At 53.0% G+C, this 15,703-nt stretch carries 25 protein-coding genes and 1 pseudogene; 25 read left to right on the forward strand and 1 reads right to left on the reverse strand.

The genetic code is table 11. The annotated features are described in order from the left end of the window. From GSQ70_RS17320 to lipA, 25 genes and pseudogenes are all read left to right on the forward strand, one after another. Positions 1 to 309 (forward strand): hypothetical protein (locus GSQ70_RS17320; RefSeq protein ID WP_233268335.1); only part of this gene is annotated, 309 nt, incomplete at its 5' end. 17 nt (positions 310 to 326) lie between these two features. After that, positions 327 to 542, forward strand: a complete 216-nt coding sequence (locus tag GSQ70_RS17325; protein ID WP_158783703.1) for a hypothetical protein — start codon at positions 327 to 329, stop codon at positions 540 to 542. A 288-nt stretch (positions 543 to 830) separates the two neighbouring features. Then, a complete protein-coding gene (locus tag GSQ70_RS17330; RefSeq protein ID WP_158783704.1) occupies positions 831 to 1,145 on the forward strand; it encodes a hypothetical protein in 315 nt (104 codons plus the stop codon). Then, positions 1,145 to 2,038, forward strand: a complete 894-nt coding sequence (locus GSQ70_RS17335) for a RecT family recombinase (protein ID WP_158783705.1) — start codon at positions 1,145 to 1,147, stop codon at positions 2,036 to 2,038. The genes GSQ70_RS17330 and GSQ70_RS17335 overlap by 1 nt, the downstream gene beginning before the upstream one ends. Continuing rightward, positions 2,035 to 2,517, forward strand: a complete 483-nt coding sequence (locus GSQ70_RS17340) for a siphovirus Gp157 family protein (RefSeq protein WP_158783706.1) — start codon at positions 2,035 to 2,037, stop codon at positions 2,515 to 2,517. The genes GSQ70_RS17335 and GSQ70_RS17340 overlap by 4 nt, the downstream gene beginning before the upstream one ends. 42 nt (positions 2,518 to 2,559) lie before the next feature. Beyond that, positions 2,560 to 2,943 carry a hypothetical protein gene (locus GSQ70_RS17345; RefSeq protein WP_158783707.1) on the forward strand — a complete coding sequence of 128 codons (384 nt, stop codon included), beginning with the start codon at positions 2,560 to 2,562 and terminating at the stop codon, positions 2,941 to 2,943. A 76-nt stretch (positions 2,944 to 3,019) separates the two neighbouring features. Continuing rightward, the gene (locus GSQ70_RS17350; protein WP_158783708.1) at positions 3,020 to 3,268 is read left to right on the forward strand and encodes a hypothetical protein; all 249 of its coding nucleotides are present in this window, start codon (positions 3,020 to 3,022) and stop codon (positions 3,266 to 3,268) included. Further along, positions 3,265 to 3,648, forward strand: coding sequence for a DUF551 domain-containing protein (locus tag GSQ70_RS17355; RefSeq protein WP_158783709.1), 384 nt, complete (start codon positions 3,265 to 3,267; stop codon positions 3,646 to 3,648). Before GSQ70_RS17350 ends, GSQ70_RS17355 begins: the two co-directional genes overlap by 4 nt. A 75-nt stretch (positions 3,649 to 3,723) precedes the next feature. After that, on the forward strand, positions 3,724 to 3,993 hold the full coding sequence (locus GSQ70_RS17360; RefSeq protein WP_158783710.1) for a DUF5405 family protein: 270 nt from the start codon (positions 3,724 to 3,726) through the stop codon (positions 3,991 to 3,993). Next, positions 3,990 to 4,205 carry a hypothetical protein gene (locus GSQ70_RS17365; protein WP_158783711.1) on the forward strand — a complete coding sequence of 72 codons (216 nt, stop codon included), beginning with the start codon at positions 3,990 to 3,992 and terminating at the stop codon, positions 4,203 to 4,205. The genes GSQ70_RS17360 and GSQ70_RS17365 overlap by 4 nt, the downstream gene beginning before the upstream one ends. Further along, complete coding sequence (locus tag GSQ70_RS17370) at positions 4,202 to 4,558, forward strand: hypothetical protein (RefSeq protein ID WP_158783712.1); 357 nt, start codon at positions 4,202 to 4,204, stop codon at positions 4,556 to 4,558. Before GSQ70_RS17365 ends, GSQ70_RS17370 begins: the two co-directional genes overlap by 4 nt. Beyond that, the gene (locus GSQ70_RS17375) at positions 4,555 to 4,734 is read left to right on the forward strand and encodes a hypothetical protein (protein ID WP_158783713.1); all 180 of its coding nucleotides are present in this window, start codon (positions 4,555 to 4,557) and stop codon (positions 4,732 to 4,734) included. The genes GSQ70_RS17370 and GSQ70_RS17375 overlap by 4 nt, the downstream gene beginning before the upstream one ends. 162 nt (positions 4,735 to 4,896) lie before the next feature. Beyond that, positions 4,897 to 5,190, forward strand: a complete 294-nt coding sequence (locus GSQ70_RS17380) for a hypothetical protein (protein ID WP_158783714.1) — start codon at positions 4,897 to 4,899, stop codon at positions 5,188 to 5,190. 81 nt (positions 5,191 to 5,271) lie between these two features. Continuing rightward, complete coding sequence (locus tag GSQ70_RS17385) at positions 5,272 to 5,517, forward strand: excisionase (RefSeq protein WP_158783715.1); 246 nt, start codon at positions 5,272 to 5,274, stop codon at positions 5,515 to 5,517. Next, positions 5,492 to 5,602 (forward strand): annotated as a pseudogene (locus GSQ70_RS26425) (phage integrase Arm DNA-binding domain-containing protein); the annotation flags it as partial. The gene GSQ70_RS17385 and the pseudogene GSQ70_RS26425, both read left to right, overlap by 26 nt. Further along, the gene (locus GSQ70_RS17390) at positions 5,603 to 6,562 is read left to right on the forward strand and encodes a tyrosine-type recombinase/integrase (RefSeq protein WP_370521117.1); all 960 of its coding nucleotides are present in this window, start codon (positions 5,603 to 5,605) and stop codon (positions 6,560 to 6,562) included. 72 nt (positions 6,563 to 6,634) lie between these two features. Then, the gene (gene rsfS / locus GSQ70_RS17395; RefSeq protein ID WP_158783717.1) at positions 6,635 to 6,952 is read left to right on the forward strand and encodes a ribosome silencing factor; all 318 of its coding nucleotides are present in this window, start codon (positions 6,635 to 6,637) and stop codon (positions 6,950 to 6,952) included. A 3-nt stretch (positions 6,953 to 6,955) separates the two neighbouring features. Next, positions 6,956 to 7,426, forward strand: a complete 471-nt coding sequence (rlmH, locus tag GSQ70_RS17400) for a 23S rRNA (pseudouridine(1915)-N(3))-methyltransferase RlmH (RefSeq protein ID WP_158783718.1) — start codon at positions 6,956 to 6,958, stop codon at positions 7,424 to 7,426. 31 nt (positions 7,427 to 7,457) lie between these two features. Then, positions 7,458 to 9,362 carry a peptidoglycan DD-transpeptidase MrdA gene (gene mrdA, locus GSQ70_RS17405; protein WP_158783719.1) on the forward strand — a complete coding sequence of 635 codons (1,905 nt, stop codon included), beginning with the start codon at positions 7,458 to 7,460 and terminating at the stop codon, positions 9,360 to 9,362. 2 nt (positions 9,363 to 9,364) lie between these two features. Continuing rightward, positions 9,365 to 10,477 carry a peptidoglycan glycosyltransferase MrdB gene (gene mrdB, locus GSQ70_RS17410; protein WP_158783720.1) on the forward strand — a complete coding sequence of 371 codons (1,113 nt, stop codon included), beginning with the start codon at positions 9,365 to 9,367 and terminating at the stop codon, positions 10,475 to 10,477. An 11-nt stretch (positions 10,478 to 10,488) separates the two neighbouring features. After that, positions 10,489 to 11,646, forward strand: a complete 1,158-nt coding sequence (rlpA, locus tag GSQ70_RS17415; RefSeq protein ID WP_158783721.1) for an endolytic peptidoglycan transglycosylase RlpA — start codon at positions 10,489 to 10,491, stop codon at positions 11,644 to 11,646. A 140-nt stretch (positions 11,647 to 11,786) separates the two neighbouring features. Beyond that, positions 11,787 to 12,998 (forward strand): D-alanyl-D-alanine carboxypeptidase DacA, encoded by a 1,212-nt coding sequence (dacA, locus tag GSQ70_RS17420; protein WP_158783722.1) that lies wholly within the window; start codon positions 11,787 to 11,789, stop codon positions 12,996 to 12,998. A 179-nt stretch (positions 12,999 to 13,177) separates the two neighbouring features. After that, on the forward strand, positions 13,178 to 13,441 hold the full coding sequence (gene ybeD, locus GSQ70_RS17425) for a DUF493 family protein YbeD (RefSeq protein ID WP_158783723.1): 264 nt from the start codon (positions 13,178 to 13,180) through the stop codon (positions 13,439 to 13,441). Between the two features lie 83 nt (positions 13,442 to 13,524). Further along, positions 13,525 to 14,178: a lipoyl(octanoyl) transferase LipB gene (lipB, locus tag GSQ70_RS17430; protein ID WP_158783724.1), complete on the forward strand. Its 654-nt coding sequence runs from the start codon at positions 13,525 to 13,527 to the stop codon at positions 14,176 to 14,178. A gap of 177 nt (positions 14,179 to 14,355) precedes the next feature. Beyond that, complete coding sequence (lipA, locus tag GSQ70_RS17435; RefSeq protein ID WP_158783725.1) at positions 14,356 to 15,321, forward strand: lipoyl synthase; 966 nt, start codon at positions 14,356 to 14,358, stop codon at positions 15,319 to 15,321. A gap of 121 nt (positions 15,322 to 15,442) precedes the next feature. Here lipA and tatE read toward each other — a convergent pair whose 3' ends face one another. Next, positions 15,443 to 15,649: a twin-arginine translocase subunit TatE gene (gene tatE / locus GSQ70_RS17440; RefSeq protein ID WP_158783726.1), complete on the reverse strand. Its 207-nt coding sequence runs from the start codon at positions 15,647 to 15,649 to the stop codon at positions 15,443 to 15,445. Positions 15,650 to 15,703: the final 54 nt, after the last annotated feature.

Genomic DNA, 15,703 nt, shown 5'->3' on the forward strand with positions numbered 1-15,703 from the left:
CTACGTGCCCTATTCATGGCAGGGAATAACAGTCAACAGAGAGCAGCTAATCAGGCTGGTCAGGAAATATTATCTGGAGGGGAAATGAGTAAAGAAACAGGTGGCCAGGCATTCCCGAGACAGCAATGGGAATACGATGGGCAGAATAACGTTCTGCAATATCAGGAAGAAGGCATGACACTGCGCGATTACTTTGCGGCCAAGGCTATGCAGGGGGATCTATCTAAAGATGGTGGATTTGAGACTCCATCAAGAATAGCCAAATATGCATATGAAATCGCCGACGCAATGCTCGAAGCCCGTAAATAACCCTGTAAGGAGAGAAGATGGAAGTAGAAATATACGCTTTGGCTGCCATGCAAGCCCTTATTAGTTCAGGTCTCAATACTGACGCCTGGGATAACTATGAAGATTTGGCTCAGAGCGCATTTGCTATCGCAGATGCAATGAAGAAGGTTGAAGAAGATCGAAAAAAGATTGAAGACGAAAATGACAGTAAAGCGCTCGATGAGGCATTAGCAAACCCCATTATTTACCCCTGAGTGACATCGCAGAGCTGATTCACTGATTCAGCTCGACGATGTTACCCATCATCCACTGACCTATTTGCCCACCCTGTGTGATGGGCTTTTTTATGCAACCAACAAATTAACGGAGCAACCCATGCCAACTTATGCAATGGCTGGGGCGGCATGCGGTCGCCCTTTCCACGCTATCAACAGCATCCAATTTCACCGCTCAAACATTCTCACCAGTGCCAGCTTTACCCCACCACCGCGTAAGAGCTGGCTGGATAAGTTGGTCGAATTTCTCAGAAGTGAGGGCCGACCATGAGGCTCACATTCAAAGACCGGCAGGAAATAGAAGCCATCATCAAAGGATTTGGAGAGGCAGAACACGAGCAGATTCGCCAACTGGTAGAGCAGCAGGTCGAATCGCAAAAGCATAACCCCATTGAAGCCGCCATGACGCTTTTCTTTGCCAAGCAAGGCGATGACATGGATATGGTCGGACGCGCTCAGGATGATTGTGATGCTCAGGAAATGGCGCATAAATTTCTGTGGGATTATGTGACCAAAATCGAAGAGCAGCGCCTGGGCGAATCAATCTGGAAAGCACGGCATTCATACAGGGAGGTGGCGTGATGAGCATGAGCATTGTTGAGTTCGTGAAAAAACAGGAACCGCTGTTTGTTGGGGCTGTTACAGACCAATCAGTGGTGTGGGCCAAGGAAAGCCAGTTTGCCATTCAGCTGTTCCAGAAAAATGACTTTCTGGCTAAGACGGCTATGTCGAATCCGGTCAGCGCTCAGAACGCCATTGTTAACGTAGCCGCTGTGGGCATCACCTTGAACCCCGCGAGCAAACTTGCCTATCTGGTGCCACGCGATGGCATGGTCTGCCTCGACATCAGCTACATGGGGCTTCTTCATCTGGCTCAGTCTGCCGGGTCAATCCTTTGGGGTCAGTGCAAGCTCGTTTATTCCAACGACACCTACGAATCGAATGGACTCGATACCGCCCCTACCCACAAGTACAACGCATTCGGCGACCGTGGCTTGGTTGTTGGTGGCTATTGCACGGTTAAAACGCCGGGTGGTGATTATCTCACGGAAGAAATGAGCCTTACGGAAATCAAAGCAACGGAAGCAACCAGTAAGGCCAAGAATGGCCCATGGAAGAACTTCTGGGAAGAGATGGCAAGGAAGACCATCGTTAAGCGGGCAAGCAAATACTGGCCTCGCGCAGAGCGTCTGGATAACGCCATTCACGTTATCAATGAAGATGAAGGGATTCACGTTGAGCCAGTGATGGCGCACGTTCCCGAAGAGAAACTGGTAGAGGATGAAGCCCAGCGCAAGCTGAAATTTGAAACTGAGCTGGCTGAGCTTTGCGACAAGATGTCGCTGGCTGAAGGCATGAACGAGCTGAAGGTTTTATTCCAGCAGGCTTACAAAATGACTTCCGGCTTACCGGTTCAGAAAAACGTCCAGGCGATTTATGCCGAGGCCAAAGGAAAACTGGAGGTGACACAATGAGCGCTCTGTACCAGATTGCGAACGAATATGCCCAACTCGTGGCTGAAGACTTCGACCCTGAGTTTATTGCAGACACGCTGGAAGGAATTTCTGGCGAGTTCAGCGCCAAGGTAGAGCAACTGCTCTCCATCTGCAAAAACCAGTCAGCCTATTCTGAAGCCCTGAAAGAAGAATCCCGAAAATTTGCCGAACGTGCCAAGAACGAAGATAACCGGGTCGCGAGCATAAAAAATTACATCGCTCAGTCATTAGAAAGCGCTGGGCTTAAAACGGTGAAAGCAGGATTGCAGCAGGTCACGCTACGCGCCCCTTCGAAGTCTGTCGAAATCACCGACGCCGGTTCAATCCCGTCCGAATTCGTGGAATACGAAACAACAATCAAGCCTGACAAGTTGGCTATCAAGAAGCAACTGGAGGCTGGAATAGCAATACCCGGCGCTCAGATAAAACTCGGCAAGCCCTCCCTCCTTATCAAATAACCCTCCCCGGCCAGCCCGTCTGGCCCCTACCGGAGCTACAAAATGGACAAATACTACGTATCAGGTGTTAAAGCCGACGCTGAAGGTAACTGTGAAATAGGCGCTGATAATGAGGCGCATTTTTTTACTCTGTATGAGCGGAATGAAACAGGTGAAAGTCAGGCAATTGAAGATTTAAATAGTCGCGCTGACGCTGAAAAACTAATGGCTGTTTACGTTGAGCGCGACGCCCTCCAGCAGCAGGTGAACTCCCTTTCTGAAAGAGCCGAGCGGCTGAACGGTATGTTCAATAATGCGTTGGAAGAAAGCGCCCGTTTACAGCAGCAGGTGAACGCGCTGGCGGCTGAGGGAGCAGAAGCCTGTTGCATGGCGAGCACATTGCCACTACATGGATGGCACCGACGCTGGGGTTCAGTATTACGATGACGCGGGACTACTGGGGTTGAGAGAACCGCTTTATTGCCAGCCAGTACCGCCCGCCCCGGTTGCTGTGCCGGATGAGATGAGTTATTCCGATGCGGTTAATTTTGTACTCATAAACGGAATGTCATGTGAGGACAGGCCAACGTTAGCAATGAGGGTATGGAACGCCTGCCGCGCCGGAGTGCTGCGCCTCAACAGCGGGAGTAAGCCGTTTGTTGTGAAGCGCCCGGTAACAAAATGCATCGGCTGGGTGAAAGACGCTATCCATGAACATGATGAAAAATGGTCAGCGGCAGTTAAGGAAGCTGGCGGGGAGATTGCAGAATGACGAATGAAGAACGGCTGGAGCTGATTGAACTTGCGGAGCATGTCACTCGCACTGCACCAGAAAATACAGGATTACCGGCACTGGCCCGCATCGCCCTAGCCTCGCTGCAGGCTGAGATTCACAGCTACACGTTTGAAGATGACCCGCAGCCGCTGTACACAGCCCCGCCAGCGCCGGCACAGAAATGGATTAAGTGCAGTGACGAGCTGCCTCAGTTTGAGGGTGAGTACATTGTTTATGAAACGCTCAATAACCGCGTGGCGCATGACTATTGGATGGAGCCAGAACCAGCTGAGGGTTTTTGGAATCACTATGATACGAGCGTAACGCACTGGATGCCTCTGCCAGCAGCGCCGGAGCCGGGAGGTGATCATGGCTAAATCCCCCGCAGAACGCAAAGCCAAACTGAGTCGCTGAAGCGGCTTTTTTTATGCCAAGAATTCGGAGTAACCAGTATGCAAATAGACATCGGCACCAAATATGTGCTCACGGCTGACCAGTATCAGTACATTCTCCGTGAGCGTGAAATCATCAAGGAAGGTGAGAAGAAGGGTTACGAGTATCTGTCACTGGTCGGCTATTTCCCAAAAATCATCCAGGCAATCAGTGCACTAATTCATCTCGATGTGCAGCTATCCGAGGTGCAATCACTTCAGGCCATGCAGCAGCATATTGAGCGTGTAGCGTTGCAGTGTGAGAAAGCATTTTCGGAGGTTTCAGTATGACCACTTTCGCAGACCCAGTAGACGAAGCTGCAGCACTTCAGCAGCAGATGATTGATAACGCCCTGGCTAACAGGAAGAGGCCCAACATGACCTTCACCGGTGAATGCCATTACTGCAAAGAGTCAATCGACAGCGGCCACTTCTGTGATGCTTATTGCAGGAAAGATCATGAAGATATGGTGTGGGCTGAAAGTCAGAGGAGATTGTCATGAGCACTGAATGGGATGGTGTGGCTCGCCCACCAGTTGGAGTCACGTGTGAGTACCTTCTCGGTGGAGAAAATGAATGGATGGTGGTAACTGTCATCGCTATATCCGAAAGGCCCGGAGGGCAGTTTACGGATTACTGGTTGAGGAATGAACGAGGTAAAAATGTGGTGGTTGGAAACCCTTATCGATTCCGTCCAATCCGCAATGAAGCTGAACGCAGAAGAGAGTCTCAAGTTGAGGCGATCTCACAGGTTTTAGAATACAGAGATGGTTGCTCGGCAAAGCCATTAGCTGGCTGGATAATTGACGCCATAGCGGCCGGAAAAATCCCTGGAGTTAAACTGGAGGATTCATGAAGCCGGTAACAGCAGAGACCGTTGGGGCAGAGATTGAGCGATTAGTAAAATGTGAAACTCTGTCCATGCGAGAGACGTTCTATCTGAACTGCCTGCGTAACTTAATGGGTGCAATGAGCAATGACACCACAAACGGAAAACGCACTCCGCGCCGTGGCCCGAAAGTGCAGAGCTGAAATACTCACTGCAATAAAAGGCAAACCCAAATCCGAGCACGACCACATAACCACCCTTCTGTTAGACAAATACACAAAACTGATCACCGCGCTGCCGCCTGGCAAGTTCACCGCAAAACGGTGGCTGACGTATTACGTGCGCGTGGTGGATAAGGAGATTAAATGAGCGATTATCAATGCTGTCGCTGCAAAAAAATACTCGATGGTTACAACTCTTATGAATACCGAGGATTTGTGTCATGCGAGGAACATTTCGATGAAGTCATTAAGCTAGTCGATGCGAAAAGATCAGATTTAATTGAACGCGAGAACGCGAAGATTTCTCCTTTAAAAGGTTTAGATATCAGCCCTGATAGCGTGGTAGGGAGAATGAACCGCAGGCTGTTATCTGGAGCTATCGAGGTAGCAAGTAAAGAACATCCTATCGAGAAAGAGTACAGAACAGGGAAACTATGATCACCGCACCTGAAATCCTAATCGCAACAGCATTCGCAATCATCATATGGGCGCTACTCGCCTGAACTAACAGAGGTCAATATGCCATTAATTCCATTACGCGAATGGGGCGACCGCCTGCCCGTTCCGCCATCTACAGAAACACTCAGGCGCTGGCACAGGGACAGCAAAATCTATCCGCCTTCTTCATCAGATGGATACCGGATCATGGTAGAGGAAACGGCTGTAAAAATTAATCCGACCAAACCCGAAAATGCACTTGCCACCCCGGCAAAGTGTTCATTAACTTCAAGGATAAAACATGGCCGCACGGAGAAGAAGCCATAAGACGCGCGACCTCCCACCCAACCTGTATGTAAGAAATGACGGCTATTACAGTTTCCGAGACCCACGGACGGGCAAGGAATACGGCTTGGGGAGAGACAAGCGGGTTGCAGTAAATCAAGCGATTGAAGCAAATATGTCAATGTTAGCTGCTTCAACTGTAAGCCTGGTAGATCGCATTAATGCCCCGGAAGAAACTACATTTTCAGAATGGTGCCAAACATATCAGTCCATTATTGAGAAAAGGAATCTTGGCATCAGCACATTGCGAAATTATCAGGCATGGCTGACAGCAGCACAATCTGATTTGGGTCATATAGCGATAAACAGAATTCAGACGAGTGATGTTGCAAAGCACTTGAGGGGGTATACAGAACGAGGGGTTGATGCATCGGCAAAGCTTGCCAGATCGCTGCTGATGGATGTTTTCAGGGAGGCAATGGCAGAAGGAGTTTCTACGGGGAATCCCGTTGCAGCAACAAAACCACCACGGTTCAAGATTGGGAGGGCACGTCTAACATGCGCTGATTTCATGGCTATAAGAGATGCTTCCAGCTGCATGCCGCCATGGGTTCAGCTCGGTATGGACTTGGCACTGCTCACCGCCCAAAGGATGGGTGATGTACGAAACATCAGGTGGGCCAATGTTCACGACAGCTACGCCTGGGTTGAGCAAATAAAGACCGGTGCAAAGGTGTGCATACCACTGAATATAAGCCTGGACATCATTGACACCGATCTTGAGACTGTTATCCTTCGCTGCCACGATTTTTATAGCAATGCTGATACAACTATTGCCTCATCAAAAATGCTTACACTAAGCGAAAAGATGTTGACAAAATACTTCGCTAAAGCCCGTGAAGCGACTGGACTTAAGTGGGACAATGACCCGCCGACATTTCATGAAATCAGAAGTCTTTCAGCACGACTTTATACAGAGAAGTATGGCGATAGCTTTGCTCAAAAACTGCTGGGACATAAATCAGCAGAGATGACAGCACGGTACACAGACCCGCGTGGGTCAACATGGTCAATGATATCGGTTTGAATGAATATAGAATGATTTTGAACTGCAAGTTATATATCTTTGATATCTAATACAAAATAAAGGGGGAACCTTTTGCAAGGTCAAGCACTCCAAGACTTCGTCATTGATAAAATCGACGATCTGAAAGGCCAGGATATTGTTTCTGTTAACGTTCAGGGCAAATCCAGCATCACCGACTGCATGATTATCTGCACCGGTACCTCAACGCGCCACGTGGCGTCTATCGCCGATCACGTGGTGCAGGAATCCCGCGCGGCGGGAATGAAACCGCTGGGCGTCGATGGCAAAGCCACGGCGGATTGGGTGGTGGTCGATCTCGGTGACGTGATTGTGCATGTGATGCAGGAAGAGAGCCGTCAGCTCTACGAACTCGAAAAACTCTGGAGTTAATGCGTGAAGTTGCAGCTGGTCGCCGTCGGCACCAAAATGCCGGATTGGGTGCAAACCGGATTTCTGGAATACCTGCGTCGTTTCCCTAAAGATATGCCGTTTGAGCTGACCGAAGTCCCGGCAGGCAAGCGTGGGAAAAATGCCGACATTAAACGCATCCTGGAAAAAGAGGGTGAACTGATGCTGGCTGCAGTGGGCAAAGGCAACCGCATTGTGACCCTGGATATTCCGGGGCAGCCGTGGGAAACCCCACAGCTGGCCACGCAGCTTGAACGCTGGAAACAGGATGGCCGCGATGTCAGCCTGCTGATTGGTGGGCCGGAAGGCCTTTCACCAGCCTGTAAAGCAGCGGCAGAGCAAAGCTGGTCACTCTCGGCGCTGACCCTGCCCCATCCGCTGGTTCGCGTGCTGGTCGCCGAGAGTTTGTATCGGGCATGGAGCATTACGGCGAACCATCCCTATCATCGCGAATAACCAAGATTAACCGGACACACTTAAGCAGCGGATGAAATTACAACGCAACTCCTTTCGTGACTATACCGCCGAGCAGACGCTGTTTGTTCGCCGGGCACTGATCGCTTTTATTGGCATCGTCCTGCTTTCCGGTATCCTGGTGGTGAACCTGTATCACCTGCAAATCATCCGTTATAACGACTACAGCACCCGCTCCAACGAAAACCGCATCAAACTGGTGCCGGTGGCCCCCAGCCGCGGCATTATTTTCGACCGCAATGGCGTCCCTCTGGCGCTGAACCGCACCATTTACCAGATTGAGTTGGTGCCGGAGAAGGTCGAGAATCTGGAAAAAACCCTGCTGGCTCTGCGCCCGATCGTCGACCTGACCGACGAAGATTTGGTGGCCTTTGAAAAAGAGCGCAAACGCTCACGCCGCTTCACCTCAATTCCGGTGAAGACCGGCCTGAATGATGTGCAGGTCGCCCGCTTTGCCGTCAATCAGTACGCTTTCCCGGGTGTGGAAGTAAAAGGCTATCAGCGCCGCTACTATCCCTATAATTCCGCACTGACCCACGTGCTGGGTTATGTCTCCAAGATTAACGATCGCGACGTTGACCGGCTGGATAAAGAGGGAAAATGGCCGAATTATGCCGCCACACACGATATCGGCAAGCTGGGGATCGAGCGCTATTACGAAGATATGCTGCACGGCAAAACCGGTTATGAAGAGGTTGAGGTGAACAACCGTGGCCGGGTGATCCGCCAGTTGCACGAGCAGACACCGCAGGCCGGTCAGGACATCTATCTCACCATCGATCTGAAACTGCAGCAGTATATTGAAACACTTCTGGCAGGCAGTCGTGCCGCCGTGGTGGTGACAGACCCGCGCAACGGCGATATCCTGGCGATGGTCTCGATGCCGAGCTATGACCCGAACCTGTTTGTCGACGGGATCAGCAGCAAAGACTACAACATGCTGCTTAACGATCCGAACCGTCCGCTGATTAACCGGGCCACTCAGGGCGCCTATCCCCCTGCCTCGACCGTGAAGCCTTACATTGCAGTTTCAGCTCTCTCTGCAGGCGTAATCAATCGTAACACCAGCCTGTTCGATCCAGGTTGGTGGCAGCTGCCCGGTTCGGAAAAACGCTTCCGCGACTGGAAACACTGGGGCCATGGGCGGCTGAACGTGACCAAATCGCTGGAAGAGTCAGCGGATACCTTTTTCTATCAGGTCGCTTATGACATGGGCATCGATCGCCTGTCAGAGTGGATGAACAAATTCGGTTACGGGCATCTGACCGGGATCGATCTGGTGGAAGAAACGCCGGGCAACATGCCAACCCGCGACTGGAAAATGAAGCGCTTTAAAAAGCCATGGTACCAGGGCGATACCATCCCGGTGGGGATTGGTCAGGGCTACTGGACGGCAACGCCGGTACAGATGAACAAGGCAATGATGATCCTGATTAACGACGGGGTAATCAAAACGCCGCACCTGATGTCTTCAAGCGTGGTCGATAACGTTAAGGTGCCCTATCGCCAGCCCGAGACGCCGCCCGTGGCGGATATCCATAACGGTAACTGGGAAATTGCCAAAGACGGCATGTACGGTGTGGCTAACCGGCCAAATGGTACGGCGCGTAAAAGCTTTGCCGATGCACCTTACAAAATTGCGGCCAAATCCGGGACGGCTCAGGTATTTGGCCTGAAGGCTAACGAGACTTATAACGCACATAAAGTGTCAGAACTGCTGCGAGACCATAAGCTGATGACTGCTTTTGCTCCTTACGACAATCCCCGCGTGGCGGTGACCATGATCCTGGAGAACGGCGGTGCCGGTCCGGCGGTGGGTACCATCATGCGTCAAATCCTCGACCATATTATGCTCGGGGATAACAATACCAACCTGCCGGATGCACCACCGCTGCCGTCCGGCTATGAAGGTGAATAACCATGAATGACAGTCATCAGAAACGCACTATCTGGACACGCATTCACGTTGATCCAACCTTCTTTATTCTGATCGCCGCCCTGCTGGTGTACAGCGCGCTGGTTATCTGGAGCGCCAGCGGTCAGGATCCGGGCATGATGGAGCGTAAGCTCGGACAGATTGCGATGGGCGTGGTGATAATGCTGGTGATGGCGCAGATCCCGCCCAGGGTGTACGAGGGCTGGGCGCCCTATCTTTATATTCTCTGCGTGATATTGCTGATCGCCGTGGATGCCTTCGGCCATATCAGTAAAGGTGCACAGCGCTGGCTGGATCTGGGCGTGGTGCGTTTTCAGCCTTCGGAGATCGCCAAGATTGCCGTGCCGCTGATGGTCGCCCGCTTTATTAACCGCGACGTCTGCCCGCCAACGCTGAAAAATACCGCCATCGCGCTGGTGCTGATCTTTATGCCGACGCTGCTGGTGGCGGCACAGCCTGACCTGGGCACCGCGATCCTGATTGCCTCTTCCGGGCTGTTTGTTCTGTTCCTGTCGGGCATGAGCTGGAAGCTGATCCTCGTGGCGGTGCTGATGGTGGCGGCCTTTGTTCCGGTACTGTGGTTCTTCCTGATGCATGACTATCAGCGCGACCGCGTGATGATGCTGCTCGACCCGGAGAGTGACCCGCTGGGGGCCGGTTATCACATTATTCAGTCGAAAATCGCCATTGGTTCCGGCGGCCTGCGTGGCAAAGGCTGGCTGCACGGTACCCAGTCGCAGCTGGAGTTCCTGCCCGAGCGCCATACCGACTTTATCTTTGCGGTTCTGGCAGAAGAATTAGGATTAGTCGGCGTGCTGATCCTGCTGGTACTCTACGTGCTGGTGATTATGCGTGGTCTGGTGATGGCCGCCCGCGCGCAGACAACCTTTGGCCGCGTGATGGCCGGAGGGTTGATGCTGATCTTCTTTGTCTATGTTTTTGTTAACATTGGGATGGTGAGCGGCATTCTGCCTGTAGTTGGGGTTCCGCTGCCGCTGGTCAGTTACGGCGGTTCCGCTCTGATTGTTCTGATGGCCGGATTTGGCATAATCATGTCGATCCACACCCACCGAAAACTGTTGTCGAAAAGCGTTTAAGAGGCTTGAACATGCGTAAGGACTGGCTCTGGATTGGCCTGGCTGCAGCTCTGCTGGCGGCCTGTAGTACCACTGAACAGCAGGCTCCTGCCCCACAACAGCCGGTCTATAACGGCCCGGTAGTGGAGATTGGCGGCGTGGAACCCATCTATGAACCGTTGAATCCCAATGCCAATCAGGACTACACGATGAACGGTAAAAAATACCGCATCGTGAAAGATCCTTCCAACTTCAGTGAAACCGGTCTGGCGACCTGGTACGGTGATGAAGCCAGCGGCAACCGCACGGCCAGCGGTGAGCAGTTCGATCCGGAAGGCCTGACGGCAGCTCATCCGACACTTCCCATTCCCAGCTATGTTCGCGTCACCAACCTGGCCAATGGCCGTCAGCTGGTGGTTCGCGTTAACGATCGCGGTCCTTACACGCCGGGCCGGATTATCGACCTGTCGAAAGCAGCGGGCGACCGCCTGAATATCTCCAACAATACTCGCGTAAAAGTGGACTTTATCAGCGTCGCACCAGATGGCACGCTGTCAGGCCCGGGCACTATTGGTACCCGCGTTGCCAAACAAAGCTATGCGCTGCCAGCCCGCCCGGATATTGGCGGCGGTATGGTGGTGATGGGCGCAGGTGCCGGAGCAGGGTCCATGCCTCAGCAGAGCCAGCCCATGCAGCCTGTTCAGCCAGTTGCCAGCCAGCAACAGCAACCGGAATCGCGCCCGGTGGACAACAGCAGCCTGAACAGTGACGACAACATGGGGGCACCGGTCCGAAGCAGTGGCTTTTTAGGTGCGCCTCAGCCGCTGCGTAACGGCGTGCTGGAAGGCAGCGAGCCTGTTGCGGCTCCAGCTTCTGCTCCTGATGCGGTGGCCGCTCCTGCGGCCGTTGCCGCGCCAGCCGCTGCAGCTTCAGCTCCCCATGCGGCAGCTGGAACAACAACTTACGTCGTTCAGGTTGGTGCCGTCGGCGATCCAGCCCGTGCTCACCAGCTGATGACATCGCTGAGCAAAAAATTCGGCGTGCCCGGTGCCGTAGACAATCACGGCAACGTCTATCGTATTCAGTTGGGCCGCTTCAGCTCGCGGCAGCAGGCCAGTGCCCTGCAGCAGCGGCTGTCTGCTGAAGCCGGTCAATCCTCATTTATCACCGTCGCACCTGACAAAATGTAATGCTGCTCCGGCAGACCGTCTGCGGGTAACAGTGTGAAAACCTGTTAACCCGCACAGATAAAGACGGATGCCGGGCAGGACTGCTTTTGCTATAGTGAGTCACTTTTTTTAACTTAGCCACGGATGTTGTAGTCCTGAACATGAACAATCTGACCTCTACCCAACGACTCAAACGCCTGACGGCAGGTTCGCTGATTGCCCTCAGCCTCGCCTCTTTCGCCCACGCTGACGATGTGAACATTAAAACAATGATCCCCGGCGTGCCTGATATTGATGCTGAAGCCTATGTGCTGATGGACGCCAACTCCGGCAAGGTGCTGGCAGAAAAAAATGCCGATGCGCGCCGCGACCCGGCCAGTCTGACCAAAATGATGACCAGCTATGTCATCGGTCAGGCCGTTAAGGCAGGTAAAATTCATCAGGATGACGTGGTTACCGTGGGCAAAGATGCCTGGGCTACCGGCAACCCGGTGTTCAAAGGCTCTTCCCTGATGTTCCTGAAGCCTGGCGACCGCGTCCCGGTTTCCCAACTGACACGCGGTATCGTGCTGCAGTCCGGTAACGACGCCTGTGTGGCAATGGCCGACTATGTTGCCGGCAGCCAGGACGCTTTCGTCGGTCTGATGAATAACTACGTCAAGGCGCTCGGCCTGCAGAACACTCACTTCCAGACCGTTCACGGCCTGGATGCAGAAGGCCAGTACAGTTCCGCCCGTGATATGGCTCTTATTGGTCAGGCGCTGATCCGCGACGTTCCGGAAGAGTATGCCGTTTATAAAGAGAAAGAGTTCACCTTTAACAACATCCGCCAGATGAACCGTAACGGCCTGCTGTGGGATACCAGCCTGCAGGTTGATGGCATCAAAACCGGTCACACTGAAGCGGCAGGCTATAACCTGGTGGCTTCCGCGACCGAAGGCCAGATGCGTCTGATCTCTGCGGTGATGGGTGGTCACACCTATAAAGGCCGTGAAACTGTGAGCAAAAAGCTGCTGACCTGGGGCTTCCGCTTCTTCGAAACCGTGGCACCGCTTAAGGCTGGTAAAGAGTTCGCCTCAGAGCCAGTGTGGTTCGGTAACAGCGATCGCGTTCAGCTGGGCGTGGAAAAAGACGTTTATCTGACCATTCCACGTGGCCGGATGAAAGATCTGAAGGCCAGCTACACGCTGACCAACACCGAGCTGCACGCCCCGCTGACCAAAAACCAGGTCGTGGGCACCATCAACTTCCAGCTGGATGGTAAAACCATCGAGCAGCACCCGCTGGTGGTGCTGAACGATATGCCGGAAGGCGGCTTTATCGGTCGTATCGTCGATTATATCAAGCTGATGTTCCACCACTGGTTTGGTTAACAGCCTCTCCCCTGCATGATGCGTCAACAAGAGGGCGGGATTGATTCCGCCCTTCATGCTGCGGTTTCTGTAACCACTGTTAACCCCCCTTGATTTCGGCGTGAATGCCCCCCATATTTGATTTATATCCAGGCTCCCGCTGCGGCGGGAGCTTTTGTTTTGGCGTTACCGGAGCTCCTATGAAAACCAATCTTAAAGAACTGCTCGAATTCCCTACTCCATTCACTTACAAAGTGATGGGACTGGCACAGCCAGAGCTGGTTGATCAGGTGGTTGAAGTTGTTCAGCGCCATGCCCCGGGTGATTACTCTCCGGACGTGAAGCCAAGCAGCAAAGGCAACTACCACTCGGTCTCCATCACCATCACGGCAACCCATATTGAGCAGGTGGAAACCCTGTACGAAGAGCTGGGCAAAATAGAAATCGTCCGGATGGTTCTGTAAGTCCCTCCCCTGGCCGGGAGCAGCTGGTTGTTGCTTCTGGTCAGCGTTATACTCCCCCTTCTTTCATCAGCGGACTTCGCGTTTTGAACCAGGATACCTTACTGATCCGTCAGCTGGGCTTACAGCCGTGGGCTACCGTCTCTCAGGCGATGCATGACTTTACCGATCGACGTGACGACACCACGCCGGATGAGATCTGGCTGGTGGAGCATCAGCCCGTGTTCACTCAGGGACAGGCGGGAAAAGCGGAACACCTGTTGATGCCGGGTAACATCCCGGTGATGCAGAGCGACCGTGGCGGTCAGGTGACCTATCACGGGCCAGGCCAGCAGGTGATGTATGTGATGATCAACCTTAAACGCCGCAAAGTGGGCGTCCGCCAGCTGGTAACTGCCATCGAACAGACGGTGGTCGATACGCTCGCACATTTTGGCGTTGAAGCTGCAGCCAGAGCGGATGCGCCTGGCGTTTACGTCAGCAATAAAAAGATCTGCTCGCTGGGGCTGAGGATCCGTCAGGGCTGCTCGTTTCATGGCCTGGCGCTGAATATCAACATGGACCTGACCCCCTTCCTGCGCATCAACCCCTGCGGTTATGCCGGGCTGGAGATGACCCAACTCAGCGCCCTGAAACCCGGCACCACCCTTTCCGACGTGCAGCCCCTGCTGATTGAAAACTTCGCCCGACGACTGGCAATCCCTGAAGTTGCCTGGCTGGCAGACAATGAGCTGCCATAAAGGTAACCGTGCGTGCGGATTTACAATTCCGTCACAATTTCTCTTGCTGGCTGGCTGCAAGTCGCCTGCCGGAATGATATAATTTTTGCGCTTTTCTCAAATAAAGTTGAATACCATTATCACTCTTTGAGTTTTTGCGGCTGTCAGAGCGCATGCCAACCTGGAACTTGCAAGACTATGAGTAAACCCATTCAGATGGAACGCGGCGTTAAATACCGCGACGCAGACAAAATGGCCCTGATCCCGGTGAAAACCGTGGTCACTGAGCGCACGGAGATTTTACGTAAGCCGGAGTGGATGAAAATCAAGCTGCCAGCCGACTCCAGCCGCATCCAGGGTATTAAAGCCGCCATGCGCAAAAACGGCCTGCACTCCGTCTGTGAAGAGGCCTCCTGCCCTAACCTTGCAGAGTGTTTCAACCACGGTACGGCAACCTTTATGATCCTCGGAGCCATCTGCACCCGTCGCTGCCCGTTCTGCGATGTGGCCCACGGTCGTCCCGTCGCGCCGGATGCTAACGAGCCGGGGAAACTGGCCCAGACCATTGCAGATATGGCTCTGCGTTACGTGGTGATCACCTCGGTTGATCGCGATGACCTGCGTGATGGTGGCGCACAGCACTTTGCTGACTGTATTTCCGCAATCCGCGAGAAAAGCCCGAACATTAAGATTGAAACGCTGGTGCCGGACTTCCGTGGTCGTATGGATCGCGCGCTGGAGATCCTTAATGCCACGCCGCCAGACGTGTTCAACCACAACCTGGAAAACGTGCCGCGTGTTTACCGTCAGGTACGTCCGGGCGCTAACTACGAATGGTCGCTGAAGCTGCTGGAGCGCTTTAAAGAAGCGCATCCGGAGATCCCAACCAAGTCAGGTCTGATGGTGGGACTGGGCGAGACCAATGCGGAAATCGTTGAAGTGATGCGTGACCTGCGCCGCCATGGCGTGACCATGCTGACGCTGGGACAGTATCTGCAACCAAGCCGTCACCACCTGCCGGTTCAGCGCTACGTCAGCCCGGCGGAGTTTGATGAGATGAAAGAAGCAGCGATGGAGATGGGCTTCACGCATGCGGCCTGTGGCCCGTTCGTGCGCTCTTCCTATCATGCGGATATGCAGGCGAAAGGCCTGGAAGTGAAGTAAATCTCTTTTGCCATGCGGGGCGAATTTGGTTCGCCTGGCCGTTATATTTTTTTACAAACGTGCAATGGAAACAAAAAACGGATGACTGAGTCATCCGTTTTTTTATCTCCTCCGCAAGAGATTACTCTTTATGAGCAACCTGCTCTGCAGGCTTCTCTTCGGCGGCCGGCGCTTTTTTAGCGGAAGTGTCGTCGTCACTCATGGCTTTTTTGAAACCTTTAATCGCAGACCCCAGATCGCCACCGAGAGAACGTAACTTATTGGTTCCGAACAGTAACACGATCAGAGCACCGATGATCAGCAGCTTGGCAATACTGATACCTTCCATACACACCTTCTTTTTAAAATCTGACCTGATATACGGTCAATAACAATAAAGTGT

The organism is Pantoea sp. BAV 3049, assembly GCF_009765445.1.
GTDB lineage: Bacteria > Pseudomonadota > Gammaproteobacteria > Enterobacterales > Enterobacteriaceae > Erwinia.

Excerpts from the sequence above, each read along its gene's own strand:
- dacA (WP_158783722.1), top strand. The coding sequence starts at position 11,787 with ATGAACAATCTGACCTCTACCCAACGACTCAAACGCCTGACGGCAGGT.
- ybeD (WP_158783723.1), top strand. The coding sequence starts at position 13,178 with ATGAAAACCAATCTTAAAGAACTGCTCGAATTCCCTACTCCATTCACT.
- GSQ70_RS17360 (WP_158783710.1), top strand. The coding sequence starts at position 3,724 with ATGCAAATAGACATCGGCACCAAATATGTGCTCACGGCTGACCAGTAT.
- GSQ70_RS17330 (WP_158783704.1), top strand. The coding sequence starts at position 831 with ATGAGGCTCACATTCAAAGACCGGCAGGAAATAGAAGCCATCATCAAA.
- GSQ70_RS17375 (WP_158783713.1), top strand. The coding sequence starts at position 4,555 with ATGAAGCCGGTAACAGCAGAGACCGTTGGGGCAGAGATTGAGCGATTA.
- GSQ70_RS17345 (WP_158783707.1), top strand. The coding sequence starts at position 2,560 with ATGGACAAATACTACGTATCAGGTGTTAAAGCCGACGCTGAAGGTAAC.
- mrdB (WP_158783720.1), top strand. The coding sequence starts at position 9,365 with ATGAATGACAGTCATCAGAAACGCACTATCTGGACACGCATTCACGTT.
- GSQ70_RS17335 (WP_158783705.1), top strand. The coding sequence starts at position 1,145 with ATGAGCATGAGCATTGTTGAGTTCGTGAAAAAACAGGAACCGCTGTTT.
- GSQ70_RS17325 (WP_158783703.1), top strand. The coding sequence starts at position 327 with ATGGAAGTAGAAATATACGCTTTGGCTGCCATGCAAGCCCTTATTAGT.
- GSQ70_RS17365 (WP_158783711.1), top strand. The coding sequence starts at position 3,990 with ATGACCACTTTCGCAGACCCAGTAGACGAAGCTGCAGCACTTCAGCAG.
- GSQ70_RS17350 (WP_158783708.1), top strand. The coding sequence starts at position 3,020 with ATGAGTTATTCCGATGCGGTTAATTTTGTACTCATAAACGGAATGTCA.
- GSQ70_RS17340 (WP_158783706.1), top strand. The coding sequence starts at position 2,035 with ATGAGCGCTCTGTACCAGATTGCGAACGAATATGCCCAACTCGTGGCT.
- GSQ70_RS17385 (WP_158783715.1), top strand. The coding sequence starts at position 5,272 with ATGCCATTAATTCCATTACGCGAATGGGGCGACCGCCTGCCCGTTCCG.
- mrdA (WP_158783719.1), top strand. The coding sequence starts at position 7,458 with ATGAAATTACAACGCAACTCCTTTCGTGACTATACCGCCGAGCAGACG.
- tatE (WP_158783726.1), bottom strand. The coding sequence starts at position 15,649 with ATGGAAGGTATCAGTATTGCCAAGCTGCTGATCATCGGTGCTCTGATC.
- GSQ70_RS17380 (WP_158783714.1), top strand. The coding sequence starts at position 4,897 with ATGAGCGATTATCAATGCTGTCGCTGCAAAAAAATACTCGATGGTTAC.
- GSQ70_RS17355 (WP_158783709.1), top strand. The coding sequence starts at position 3,265 with ATGACGAATGAAGAACGGCTGGAGCTGATTGAACTTGCGGAGCATGTC.
- lipA (WP_158783725.1), top strand. The coding sequence starts at position 14,356 with ATGAGTAAACCCATTCAGATGGAACGCGGCGTTAAATACCGCGACGCA.
- GSQ70_RS17370 (WP_158783712.1), top strand. The coding sequence starts at position 4,202 with ATGAGCACTGAATGGGATGGTGTGGCTCGCCCACCAGTTGGAGTCACG.
- rlpA (WP_158783721.1), top strand. The coding sequence starts at position 10,489 with ATGCGTAAGGACTGGCTCTGGATTGGCCTGGCTGCAGCTCTGCTGGCG.